General features: G+C 44.1%; 14 protein-coding genes. 2 read left to right on the top strand and 12 right to left on the bottom strand.

The window, feature by feature from the left end:
- Positions 1 to 6: 6 nt before the first annotated feature.
- The 11 genes from IGJ15_RS03200 to IGJ15_RS03150 form a co-directional block, all read right to left on the bottom strand.
- A complete protein-coding gene (locus IGJ15_RS03200; protein ID WP_231434780.1) occupies positions 7 to 1,458 on the bottom strand; it encodes an amidase in 1,452 nt (483 codons plus the stop codon).
- Positions 1,459 to 1,716: 258 nt separating this feature from the next.
- Positions 1,717 to 2,559, bottom strand: a complete 843-nt coding sequence (locus tag IGJ15_RS03195; protein ID WP_015510213.1) for a DUF368 domain-containing protein — start codon at positions 2,557 to 2,559, stop codon at positions 1,717 to 1,719.
- Between the two features lie 122 nt (positions 2,560 to 2,681).
- A complete protein-coding gene (locus IGJ15_RS03190; RefSeq protein WP_010749840.1) occupies positions 2,682 to 3,191 on the bottom strand; it encodes a GNAT family N-acetyltransferase in 510 nt (169 codons plus the stop codon).
- Between the two features lie 113 nt (positions 3,192 to 3,304).
- Complete coding sequence (locus IGJ15_RS03185; protein ID WP_010749841.1) at positions 3,305 to 3,931, bottom strand: glycosyltransferase family 32 protein; 627 nt, start codon at positions 3,929 to 3,931, stop codon at positions 3,305 to 3,307.
- A gap of 177 nt (positions 3,932 to 4,108) precedes the next feature.
- Complete coding sequence (locus IGJ15_RS03180; protein WP_010749842.1) at positions 4,109 to 5,212, bottom strand: alpha-hydroxy-acid oxidizing protein; 1,104 nt, start codon at positions 5,210 to 5,212, stop codon at positions 4,109 to 4,111.
- Between the two features lie 145 nt (positions 5,213 to 5,357).
- Positions 5,358 to 5,780, bottom strand: coding sequence for an NUDIX hydrolase (locus IGJ15_RS03175; protein WP_060791370.1), 423 nt, complete (start codon positions 5,778 to 5,780; stop codon positions 5,358 to 5,360).
- 104 nt (positions 5,781 to 5,884) lie between these two features.
- Entirely contained in the window at positions 5,885 to 6,202 is a 318-nt protein-coding gene (locus IGJ15_RS03170) for a DUF1292 domain-containing protein (RefSeq protein ID WP_005228559.1), read from the bottom strand.
- A 22-nt stretch (positions 6,203 to 6,224) separates the two neighbouring features.
- A complete protein-coding gene (gene ruvX, locus IGJ15_RS03165) occupies positions 6,225 to 6,656 on the bottom strand; it encodes a Holliday junction resolvase RuvX (protein ID WP_005234242.1) in 432 nt (143 codons plus the stop codon).
- Positions 6,656 to 6,922, bottom strand: coding sequence for an IreB family regulatory phosphoprotein (locus IGJ15_RS03160; RefSeq protein WP_005228556.1), 267 nt, complete (start codon positions 6,920 to 6,922; stop codon positions 6,656 to 6,658). Before IGJ15_RS03160 ends, ruvX begins: the two co-directional genes overlap by 1 nt.
- A 145-nt stretch (positions 6,923 to 7,067) precedes the next feature.
- Entirely contained in the window at positions 7,068 to 7,898 is an 831-nt protein-coding gene (locus IGJ15_RS03155) for a TIGR03943 family putative permease subunit (RefSeq protein WP_231434781.1), read from the bottom strand.
- Positions 7,899 to 7,901: 3 nt separating this feature from the next.
- The gene (locus tag IGJ15_RS03150; RefSeq protein WP_086295667.1) at positions 7,902 to 8,849 is read right to left on the bottom strand and encodes a permease; all 948 of its coding nucleotides are present in this window, start codon (positions 8,847 to 8,849) and stop codon (positions 7,902 to 7,904) included.
- 220 nt (positions 8,850 to 9,069) lie between these two features.
- Between IGJ15_RS03150 and IGJ15_RS03145 the strand changes: the two genes are divergently transcribed.
- Entirely contained in the window at positions 9,070 to 9,432 is a 363-nt protein-coding gene (locus IGJ15_RS03145; protein WP_231434782.1) for a thioredoxin family protein, read from the top strand.
- A gap of 93 nt (positions 9,433 to 9,525) precedes the next feature.
- On the opposite strand, the gene IGJ15_RS03140 is transcribed toward IGJ15_RS03145, so the two are convergent.
- Positions 9,526 to 10,200, bottom strand: coding sequence for a redox-sensing transcriptional repressor Rex (locus IGJ15_RS03140; RefSeq protein ID WP_005228549.1), 675 nt, complete (start codon positions 10,198 to 10,200; stop codon positions 9,526 to 9,528).
- 217 nt (positions 10,201 to 10,417) lie between these two features.
- Between IGJ15_RS03140 and IGJ15_RS03135 the strand changes: the two genes are divergently transcribed.
- Positions 10,418 to 12,349 (top strand): ABC-F family ATP-binding cassette domain-containing protein, encoded by a 1,932-nt coding sequence (locus tag IGJ15_RS03135; RefSeq protein ID WP_086295669.1) that lies wholly within the window; start codon positions 10,418 to 10,420, stop codon positions 12,347 to 12,349.
- The last annotated feature ends 98 nt before the right edge of the window (positions 12,350 to 12,447 follow it).

Genomic DNA, 12,447 nt, shown 5'->3' with positions numbered 1-12,447 from the left:
CTCCTCTTAGTCTCCTTGTTTTGGCAACAGAAATCGTTGCTGTGTTTCAAATAAATAGCCGACTTGGAAAAGTAGATCTTCTCTGCCTTTAGACGCCATAAATTGGATCCCTAGCGGCAACCCTTCCTCGCTAAGAGCAGTTGGCAAGCTGATGGCTGGCTGCCCCGTTAAATTGGCTAATTGAGTGTAAGGTGTCAGAGCATAGCTCTTGGCAAACATTTCTTCGATCAACTCACCCGCAGCACTTTTTCCAAGCGATTCGATCTCATGCAGTCTTTGGCGAATGCTATCGCTTTGTAAGGCTTCCTCAATCAAAGGGGCTGGATAAGCCGTCGTCGGGGTCAAAAAGAGATCATAGGTTGAAAAGACTTCTTCCATTTTTTCTGCCAATTGATCCCACCACTGCAAGGCAAGAACGTAATCGGCGGCAGGCAGTTTTTTGCCATATTGGTAAAGTGCCCAGGTCATCAATTCCATCTCTTCCCGTCTGACCGGTACTTGACGAGCAGCATTGATCTCAGCAAACATCGCAGCTGTTTCGCCGCCATTCATGGCGTAATAGGTGGTCATCATTTGCTGACCAGCCACTGGATAGCCCACTTCAACGACTTCATGCCCCTGCTTTTCTAAAAATGCGGCTGCACTTCGGACTGCTTGGATGGCGGTTTCAGACACTTGGCCACCGGTCGGCGATGCGGTAGTAAAAGCAACCTTCAACCGCGTTTTTTGACTCGCTTGCTGATGATGCCATTCTACTTGCGGTGCCTGATAAGGGGCAGTCGGCTGTGACGTCCGCAACGCATAAAACAACTGTTCCGTATCACGCATGGAAAGCGTCAACGCAAAGTTGATAGAAGCGCCTTGCCAGCTGCGCCATTCACTAGGACCCACTGGCATCGTGCCACGGGTTGGCTTCAAACCGATCAATCCGCTAAAGGATGCTGGAATGCGGATCGATCCGCCGCCATCACTGGCACCCGCAATCGGAAACATCCCCGAAGCCACTGCCGCTGCCGCACCACCACTGGAACCACCAGCTGAATAGGCAGGATTCCACGGATTACGTGTAGGCCCATACAATGTTGGATCAGTGATATTTTTGAATCCAAATTCTGGTGCATTGGTTTGCCCTAACGGCACAAAGCCTGCCTCTTCTAAACGAGAGACAAAATGTGCCGTGCGGCTGGCTCGTGCTTTAGCAAACAGTTTGGCTCCTGACGTTGCTGGCCACCCTGCTTTGGTTTGGCCGAGTATTTTTAACGGCATGGGTTGTCCCCCAAAAACCGTTTTTTGAAGATGCTGCTCGTAATGCTGGATCGCTGCTTGCGGATCAAATGTTACAAGCGCATTCAAAAGCGGATTTTGTTGATTGACTTTTTCTTCGATCATCGCCACCCGCTCTGCAAAACTGATTTTTCCTTGCCGCAATTGTTCCGCCCAATAGGTCGCATCTTGCATGCTTGCCCCTCCTTTTCCTCAAACCCTCAAACAATTATCTAAACTGTAACACATGAAAAATTCTTCTTTATATAGACTACAATATACCAAACACTAGGAAATCTTTCAACAAAAATAGAACAGTTTTTAAACCTGTATCATATCGTTATCAAACGTTCCCATCTTTTTACTACCAGTTGTCGACCAACGCTTCTTCTTAGCTGTCCCCATCATTACCTAACAAAAACGGCACATCGCCAAACGATGTGCCGTTTTGATTTACTTATATTTTTCTTCCAGCTTGCTCATCCAAAGACCTAACCAAGCCCCCAAGACAAACAAAATAATTCCGATGACAGCCGTTACCCAAGTAAAGCCGCTATAGTTTGCCACCGGAGGAATCACGATCAATATCGTTGAGGCAATAACGATCCCTAAAATGAAGTGATAGACTTTTGAATGATAATGGGTCAATAGCCACTCCATCAATTTCGAAAACAGCAGCATCACTGCCAAGCCGCCAATGGCGATCGGTAGAAAGACCCCCATGATGTCAAAGCTCTTAAAGCCTTTCAACATCGGATCATAAAGTCCCAAAACGAGCAAAAGGTTTGAAGGACTCAAGCCAGGAACCAAAACACCTAACGCGATCAGACCGCCGGCGATCACAAAACCTATGAAATTGGCAGGGATCGTTCCTAAGATATCACCCATAAAATAGAGGAACAAGAAGCCGATGACCATACTGCCGAAGAACCAAAGCAGGTCGCCGGTTGTCCGTTTGCTTTTCAAGGTCGATTCTTTAGCAAGTGCTGGTAACGTCCCAATAATTGCCCCCGCAAAGCCCCACAAAACGATGATTTGATAGTTTTGCAGCAGCCACTCTAATGGCTTTGATAAAAGCCCGATCCCTACGATTCCCCCGATCCCTACTGGCAGGAAAAAGAGGAGATTCTCTTTAAAATTCTTCGTCAGATGTGCCATAAAGCGCAGCATCCGCTCATAAATGCCTAAGATGGCTGCCAATACGCCACCTGAAACACCAGGCAAGATAAAGCCCAAGGCAATCACCACGCCTTTAAGAAAACGTGACAAAATACTTTCGTTTCTCTGTTTTTCCATTTACAATTGCTCTCCTTAGCGATGGTTTTCACCAATCGTTCTTTTTTCATCAATCCCTTTAACTATACTTGATTGCCAAAAAAATGGAAAGTAATTTCTAATTCCTCATACAAAGGCAGAATTCAAAGTTCTTTCAGCATCAAGAAATCCGTCTGCTCATCATCCCCCATAAAAAAGGAGTGACTGCCAACTCTTTCAAAGCCCATCGTATGATAAAAAGCCAACGCATTGTCGTTAAATTCCCAAACGCCTAACCAGATCGACTTTTTCTGCAGCTCTTTAGCGGTCTCTTGGGCAAACAGCAGCAGTGTTTTGCCATAGCCTCTGCGCTTATGTTCTTTTTTAATATAGATTCGTTCAATTTCCAACCCCTCTGGGGCGATTGCTTCCGTTTGCGCCTCACCCCAGTTAAGTTTGATATATCCTACGGTTTGATCATTATCTTGTAAAAAATAAAACGCCGACTGCGGATTTTCTAACTCTCGGGTCAGTTTCGGCAGATTGTAGGCTTCTTCTAGATAGATACGAGTATTTTCCTCCGTATTGAAAGGAGCAAATGTATCGTAATAGGTGGATACGCTGATTTCTCCCAATTCTTCTAAATCTGCCAAAGTACATCGTTTGATAGCCATCAAAACGCCTCCTCATTTTTTCAAGCTATTCTATCACATCTCCATCATCCCTTGCAAAAGCAAAAAGGACAGACAGCTTTCCCCACTGTCCGTCCTTTCATAGACTTACTCTTTTATAACCAAGAGCCAGAAAACTGATGGATCACCATCGTACTCGGATCTTCCTCGACCTCACCAGTGATATAGCTTTTTGGTGAAAACGTCATTTGCGGGAAGATTTCTACACCCTTAACGGTTTGTCGTTGATTATTCAATTCTAATCCGTGGTTTTGCAACAGTTCCGTCACTCGGATCACATTGGTGACGACATCTTCCGTTTTTTCTGCCCGGACAAATTTTCGGTCATCGTAATCGTGGTACCATTCTTCCATAAAGGGATGATGCGGCACCGCTCCAATGATCCCAGTAGAAATCTTGGTTTCGATCTCAAAGCCCATAAATGCCTCCAGTGTCAAGAGCTCATCTAAAGGTTTGACCACCTCGATATCGGTATCCATATAAATACCGCCTTCTGTCACTAACGCATACAAACGAACCACATCTGACACAAAGGCCCATTCTTCTTGGTCATAGGCCTCTTTTAGATAAGGACCGAATTTTGAAAGGTCGATCGTTGATTCATCCCAACGTTTGATCTCATAATCCGGACAATATTTTTTCCAGGTATCCATGTATTTCTTTTCTTGTTCACCTAATGGATTGCCGCCAAACCAGCAATAATGAATAATTTTTGGAATCATCAATCTCTCTCCTTTAGTTTATTGGTCTCTTTTAAGTGTAGCTGATTTTGCAATTGTTTCAAAATCATATACACTTTTTTCAGCGAAAGCAGTTGCTCCTGCTCCTGGGCATGATCAGAAAAATCCATTAAAAAAAGCACCAGAATCAGCGATTCTAGCGCCTTTTTGAGGGATTACTTATAAATAGCGATTGTCCCGTAAAACGGCTTTTTTAATATCTGCCACCGTTTGCGTCCCCGCAAGCTGCATGACCATCTCCAATTCTTTTTTGAAGAAATCAAAGACTTGTTGAACACCGGTAGCACCACCTAGAGCCAACCCATAGATCACTGGGCGGCCGATCGCCACTAGATCTGCTCCGCAAGCAATCGCTTTAAAGACATGCTGTCCTCGCCGTACCCCGCTATCAAAGACGATCGGCGCCCGACCTGCCACTGCTTCAGCCACGATCTGTAAGGAATCAAAGGAAGCTGGACCACCATCCAATTGGCGTCCCCCGTGATTTGAGACCCAAATCCCTTGTGCACCTGCCCCTAAAGCTCGTTCCACATCTTCTTCTGATTGCACCCCTTTGACATAAACTGGCAAGTCAGATTCTTTGGCGATAAAAGCGACATCCTGGGGACTTAATTTTTGTTTTGAGGAGCCGTAAACGGCATCCATCGTTTGTCCGATCCCTGATTGATAGGCCTGAACGATCGGCATTGCCAACGGAAAGGTGAAGCCATTGCGGCGATCCGTTTCTCGATTGCCCCCAACAGTTGCATCTGCGGTCAAAACGATCGCTTTGGCGCCATTGCGTTTTGCCATCGCCAAGATGTCTTTATTGATGCCATCGTCTTTACTCATATAAAATTGGAACCACTGCGGCGCTTCTTGACCACCAGCTGCTCGGATTTCTTCCAACGTACAAGAGGCATACGAACTCGCCGTATAGATCGTGCCAAAACGTGAAACACCTTTGGCTGACGCTTGTTCTGCCGCAACATTTGCTAAGCCGTGGGCGGCAACAGGCGCCATAATGATTGGCGCTGACAACGTATCGCCGCCAAAGGACAACGTTGTGTCCGGTAATTCAATGTCCTTTAAGACATGAGGAATGATCAATTTGTGATTGAAGGCGCGTTCATTTTCTTGATAGGTAAAAATATCCCCCGCACCACTGCTGATATAGCCATACCCACCTTTAGGAATCACTTCCTCTGCCGCGATCTCCAAATCGCGCATATTGATAAAATCGATTGCTCCTTCTGCGGTACTTGCTTGATAAATTTTTTCCATGCCTTTCCCTACTCTCCAATAAGATAACGTTTACATTTTCATCCTACCCCTGATTGCAGGATCACGCAACTCATTCGCTCACTCCTGTCAAATAGGCTTCTTTTACTTTCCCACTCAAGACAGCCCTCCATTTGAGTGGGCTGAATTATTTTTTTGTTCGTACGAAATATTCTGCCAATAACAACGGCTGAATCGTTGGATATGTCCAGTTGGCAGGCGGCTCTGCCATTACATAGATTGCTTCGATCTCTGAGGTCAATTCATCCTGCAAGTCCGTGATCTGGGCTTCAAACACCAAGCCGTAATCGGCCTCCCCGTTTTTTTCTAAACCATAGATAAATAACGGTTCTAGGGTAAAGTGCTTGGCGCCTGTTTCTTCTTTTAATTCACGGGCAGCACACTCTGTGATGCTTTCTCCTAGTTCTCGCTTGCCTCCAGGAATCTCCAAGGTGTCTCGTTCTTTGTGTTTGACATAGACGAACTTTTCTTGGTACTTGCTGATGATCACGGCAAAAACTAGCTGCTCTTCTGCGATCTTTTCAAGCTCGAATATCGTTACGTTACTCATTTTTCTCATTCCTTTCAAAAAAGCAGACATGCTTCTAAAATAAACAGTCGTTAAATCAAAAAAAGTGCTGATCCCTTATGGAAAGGGTCAGCACTTGCAACTTATTACTCTTCTTCTTCCGCCATGAATGTGTTGAAGACTTCTTCAATCATATCCCATTCTGCTTCTGTTTCGATCTGTTCTAATTCACCTTCAGAACCGTCTTCGTTTTCAATATAAGCGTACGCTTGTAATTCAACGTCTTCTTCTTCTGGTACGCCTGCTGGATAAAGCAAGACGTAGTTGCGGCCGAATTCTTCCGTACCGTCAACCGTTAATAGAATTTCGTATAAGGTTTCATTTCCTTGATCATCGATTAAAGTAATGTGTTCATGTCCTTCATGATCGTGATCGTGGTTATGATCGTGTGTATGTTCTGACATTTATTTTCCTCTTTTCTGTAAATTAAAACAGCTGTTTCCCAGCACCATCTAAATAATTCTGCAAAATCATGACTGCTGCTAATTTATCAATCACTTTTTTTCGTTTGGCACGCGATGTATTCGCCTGTTCTACCAGCATTCGTTCTGCTTGAACGGTCGTCAGACGTTCGTCTTGGTAAACGACCGGCAAACCGAATTGCTGTTCGATCGCTGCGCCGTAAGCCATAGAAGCTTCCGCTCTAGGTCCGATCGTATTATTCATATTTTTAGGTAGTCCTACCACAAAACGTGAGACTTCATATTCTTTCACCAATTCAGCAAGTCGATCATAACCGAAATTGCCTTCATCTTCATTGATGCGAATGATCTCGATCCCTTGTGCTGTCCAGCCCATTGGGTCACTGACCGCCACGCCGACTGTCCGCGAACCAACATCCAATCCCATGATTCTCATTATAGGTTGATCCCGTGATTGCCTAAATAATAACGGATCAGAACTTCCATGATCTCATCCCGTTCGTGACGACGAATCAAATTCCGGGCATCCCGATAACGAGGAATGTAAGCCGGGTCGCCAGAAAGGAGATAACCGACGATTTGATTGATCGGATTGTATCCTTTTTCCTCTAATGCTCGGTAGACGATAGCTAATGTTTCGCTGACTTCTTTTTTACGGCTATCATCAAAATCAAAGCGAACTGTTTCATCTGTAAAACCCATTTCACGACACCTCTCTTTTGTATAGATTTTAGCATATGTTCCTACTATATTGTACTAAACGTTTGATAAAACTACAAACATATGCTTAGATTTTCTCCATTATAACAAAGGTTTATGATGTTTTTATGAACTTTCTTAAAAAAAGCTAGAAAGCGCGGTAGACATACTGGTTTTCTGGTGCTTCAATCGTCTTCTCTTGGTCTGCTACCACCATCGGTAAGTCTCGTTTAAAGGGTTGATAGTACTTCGATTGGATCGTCCCTTCTACATGGAGCCACTGGTTATTTTCTGCCGTTTTTTGTTGCGGTAATTCCACTCGCAAGCCAAAAACGCCTGAATCAGCCACACAATGGATAATGCCAAAACGAAACAAAAAGATTTCATTGGCATCATCTTGATCTGCATGGTACACAAATCCATCATAGGTGATTTTCTTGCCAATAAATTCGCTCGGGTACGTATAGATCAACTCCATGACTTCCAAGTAATTTTCTTCCGTTACCGCAATCGTCTCATCTTTGGCGTAACGTGCCAACGCTGCATCCATCTGAGTGTCATAATCTTCTTTGTTAAAATAAAGACTTGTATCGGGTTTCAGATATTGGGTCGTCATTTCTGGATCCCCCACAGATTCTTCACTTAGGGGGAAATTAAACCCTTTTGCTTCAACGATCGTCGTATCCAAGCTAACGGTGGGGAAAAAGAGACCCACGATGATCGGTAAGGCTAATAGAAAATACGCAATCACTCGTTGGTGTTTTTTCTCCAATCCATGCTGATGCTCATCGTCATGATGATGCTCAGGCTCTTGTTTGACCCAAAAATACAGCTGGACCAAAGCCAATAATAAAGAAATGATCATGGATAAAATAGCGAGATAGCGATAATGAATGTTGATAAACTGATTGAGTTTGCCCGTCACTTGCAAGTACATCATCAATTCAAAATAGCCTGATAAGATCAAAAAACGAACCATTCTTTACACCACCCATGCATAAATTGAAACGACGATTGCGACTAATCCAACTAAAGAAGCGATAAAACGCCCCGAAAAGTACCGCTTCATCATCAACAGGTTTTTAATATCTACCATTGGACCAAAAACCAGGAAACCGACGACTGGTCCAGTGCCGAATAAACTCAACAACGAAGAGCCGATAAAGGCATCTGCTTCGGAACATAGGGATAACGTTAATGCTAACAGCAGCATGACGAAGACCGCTAACAGCTTCGTGGAGCCTAATGTCAGCATCAAACCAGTTGGCAGATAGGTCTGCATCGCTGAGGCGATCAACGCACCAATGATCAAATAACGCCCAGTATCGAAAAACTCATCCAAACTATGCTGCAGCAAATGACGAATCTGCCGAAGGAGCGGATGACTGCTCTTTTCCGTTTGATGGTGGGCGTGATCATGCCCCTGATGGTGTGGGTGAGCTGCCTGCTCATTCCCGCCACTTAATTGATTGGCAAGCCGTGTTTTTAAGACCTCTTGTTTGTTAAAATACGCCAGCCAGATCCCCACGACCATTGCGACCAATAAGCTGCCCAGTACACGCAAAAAGGCGAACTTCGCGGAATTTCCAAAGGCAATGAATGTAGAAAAAATCACGATTGGATTGATGATCGGTGCAGTCAGCATAAAGGCAAACGCCGTATACACTGGCACCTCTTTTTTTACGAACTGATTAACGATCGGTACGATCCCACATTCGCAGGAAGGAAAAAAGACCCCCAGACCACAACCAACTGTGATCGATGCCAATTTGTTTTTTGGTAAGAGTCTCGTGACTCTTTCTGGTGTCAAGAAGACTTGTAAGGCACCTGAGATCAAGCAGCCCAATAGGACAAACGGCAAGGCTTCAATGACGATAGATAAAAAAATAACACTCATTTGCAGGACAGAATTCGGTAATGCCTGAAACATAACTTTAACCTTCTTTATCAATAAATTCGAAACGCTGGAATTACTATACGTTTTTTCCTTTTTTTATACAACGTTTTTTTTAAAGCAGCCTATTTTTTTAATCGTTGCTTTAGATTTCCCTTATCTTTGAATCCTTCTTACTCACCTAAGCGATCAGCTGCTAGCAGATATTTTGACTTTTCCTCAAGAACAGCGTACATTTTCCATGGAGGAATGACTTATGCAAAAAAATCAACCGATCCAAGAGCAGCTCGCCCAACAACCGTTGGCACTACTCTATCTCTCTCAACCGAATTGCAGTATTTGTGTTGCAGACAAACCACGCATCCAAAAACTGGCACAATCCCAGCAACTCCCCCTATTTACCATCAACACGCTGGCAGAGCCAGAAGCAGCCACTTTATTTTCGGTCTTGACGGTTCCTGTCGTCCTCTTGTTCGCGAATGGGAAAGAAGTGCATCGTGAAGCCCGCATCATCGATTTCACACGTTTGACTCAACAAATCTTGCGATATCAAGAAGCGCTCACAAGCGTTGAAGAGCAAGATTCCTACGAATCACTTTTTGACCAGTTAGACGAGTAAGATCAGTGGTGAAAAAGCAAAAAACAGCTGTCAGATCGTTGTATATACTACGATCTGGCAGCTGTTTTGTTGGTTCCTATTTATGTGATGCGATTATTCGCTTAGTGATGGTTCTTCTACTGGTTCTTCATGGGACAAGACGTTGCCTGAATGCAAGAAATAAATCAACGTTTGCAATTCATTGGTTAAGTCAACGTTTTGAATCAGCACGCCTTTTGGTGCAGTGATCCGTGCAGGTGTAAAGTTCAAGATTCCTTTAATGCCAGCTTTCACAAGCTCGTTCACTAAATCTTGTGAATGTTGTGCGGGAACCGTCAAAATAGCCACATCGATCTGCTGGATCTTCACTTGTTCCTTCATGTCATCCATTGGATAGACCGGCACACCATCTACGATTCGACCAACTAGATCTTCGTTGACATCAAATGCGGCACTGATCCGAATGCTGTTGCTTTGGTGAAATTTGTATTTCAACAAGGCGCTCCCCAAGTTTCCGACACCGACTAAAGCTACATTCGTCATGTGGTCTTCGTTCAATGTCTTCGCAAAGAACTGCATCAAGCTTTCAACATCATAGCCATAGCCGCGTTTTCCTAATTCACCAAAGTAGGAAAAGTCGCGGCGGATCGTCGCACTATCAACTTGAACAGCTTCACTTAGTTCGGTCGAAGAAACTTTTAATTTGCCAGCTTGGTGCAAAATACGCAAGTAACGATAATATAAAGGCAATCGCTTCGCTGTTGCCTTTGGAATTTGATGATCTTTCAAAGAATACTCCCCCATTGTGAAAAATTCACTTGTGATGAAGCTATCATAACAAATACATTGTTCAAAAATCAATTTGAATGCTCATAATTTGAAATATAAATTTTATAATGGTAAAATCAAACTTTTTCCCAATCGCCGTTTCCCTTAAAATATGATAGACTTGTAGTATTGCAACCTTGATACAGACAAGTTTCTTAAAGATAGGAATGACATATACATGATTTTATTACAAGCCAACCAAATCGCCCGTCTTTTCGGAGCCGAGGTTTTATTTGAAAATATCCAATTAGAGATTGCCAGCAATTCCCGAATCGCGCTTGTTGGGCGCAACGGTGCTGGTAAATCAACGCTACTGAAAATTATTGCTGGACTCGAAAGTCCTGATAAAGGAACGATCGCTAAAAACAAGACCGCTACGATGGGCTACTTAGCTCAAGATACCGGACTTGCTAGTGAGGCCACCGTTTGGGAAGAAATGCTAGGAGCTTTTGCAACGGTTCGGCAGATGGAGCAGCGCATGCGTACCTTAGAGATCGCCATCTCCGAAGCAGATCCTGCTGCTGACTCTGGCAATCTCCTGAAAGAATACGACCAGTTGCAACATGAATTTGCAGAAAAAAACGGTTATGGCTATGAAAATGAGATTCGCTCCGTCTTGCACGGTTTTCAGTTTGATCCTTCTTTTTACACGCAAGCTATCAACACCCTTTCTGGTGGTCAAAAAACCCGCTTGGCATTAGCAAAAATGCTGCTGCAAAAACCTGATATCTTGATCCTCGATGAACCGACCAACCATTTAGACATCGAAACGTTATCTTGGTTGGAAAACTATCTGCAAGGATATGCCGGTGCGTTGCTGATCGTTTCCCATGACCGTTACTTCCTAGACAAAGTCGTCAACGAAGTCTACGAACTGAGTCGTCAAAAAATGCGCCATTACAAAGGCAATTACAGCCGCTATTTGACCCTGAAAGCGGAGCAGTTGCAAAGTGAATGGAAAGCCTTTGAAAAACAGCAAGAAGAAATCAATAAACTGGAAGACTTTGTTGCCCGCAACCTTGTCCGTGCGTCTACCACCAAACGCGCGCAAAGCCGCCGTAAGCAATTAGAGAAAATGGACCGGCTGGATCGCCCGCAAGGAGATGAAAAATCCGCCCACTTCCTTTTTTCTATTGAAAAGCCTTCAGGAAATGTTGTGATGCAAGTAGAAAATGCCGCTATCGGTTATTCTGAAGAAGAAGTTTTATCGGCGCCCATCGACTTAGATGTTCGGCGCAAAGATGCGATCGCTTTAGTGGGACCGAATGGGATCGGCAAATCAACCTTATTGAAATCGCTGATTCATAAAATCCCCTTTATTCAAGGAAAGGTGCATTTTGGCGCCAATGTCTCAATCGGGTACTATGACCAAACCCAATCCGATCTGCACTCAACCAAAACGATCCTCCATGAGCTTTGGGATGACCACAGTACCACACCTGAAGTCGAGATTCGCAATATATTAGGCAGCTTCTTATTTTCGGGAGAAGATGTTGAAAAGCCGATCACGCTGTTAAGCGGCGGCGAAAAAGCCCGTGTCGCTTTGGCAAAATTAGCCATGGACCATGACAATTTCTTGATTTTGGATGAGCCAACCAACCATTTAGACATCGACAGCAAAGAAGTCTTAGAAAATGCCCTGATCGATTATGAAGGCACTTTGTTCTTCGTATCTCATGACCGCTACTTTATCAATCGAATCGCCACCAAGGTCGTGGAACTGTCTGAAAACGGCAGCAAGCTCTATCTCGGCGATTACGATTATTATTTAGAAAAGAAACAAGAAGAAGCTGAGATCGCAGCGATGTTGGAAGCAAAAACAACCGAAACCACCCTCTCAGCGGGCAAGCAAAACTTTGTCCAAAGCAAGGAACAGCAAAAAGCCGTTAGAACCTTACAGCGAAAAGTCACCCAAATCGAAGAAGAACTTGCCGCAATAGAAGAAACGATCCAACAACTGGAACAAGACATGACCGCACCAGATGCGTTGAATGATCATGTCAAATTGACCGCGTTGAATCAAGCGTTAGAACAAGCCCGCACTGAACAAGAAGCTCTACTAGAAGCATGGGAAAATACTAGCTTAGAACTAGAAGCATTTGACAGTTGATCGAGGAATCGGTCTGTAGGCCGATGACAAGCGCCCCCTCCTTTGTTTTACTTAAAAGAACAGGATGAATACGTACGATTCGTAAAACAAGGAGGGAA

Origin of the sequence: Enterococcus sp. AZ079, assembly GCF_050547255.1 — a bacterium.
In the GTDB taxonomy this organism is placed as follows: domain Bacteria; phylum Bacillota; class Bacilli; order Lactobacillales; family Enterococcaceae; genus Enterococcus_D; species Enterococcus_D casseliflavus.
The sequence above is the reverse complement of the archived record's forward strand: the minus strand, read 5'-3'. Positions and strand labels throughout refer to the sequence as shown.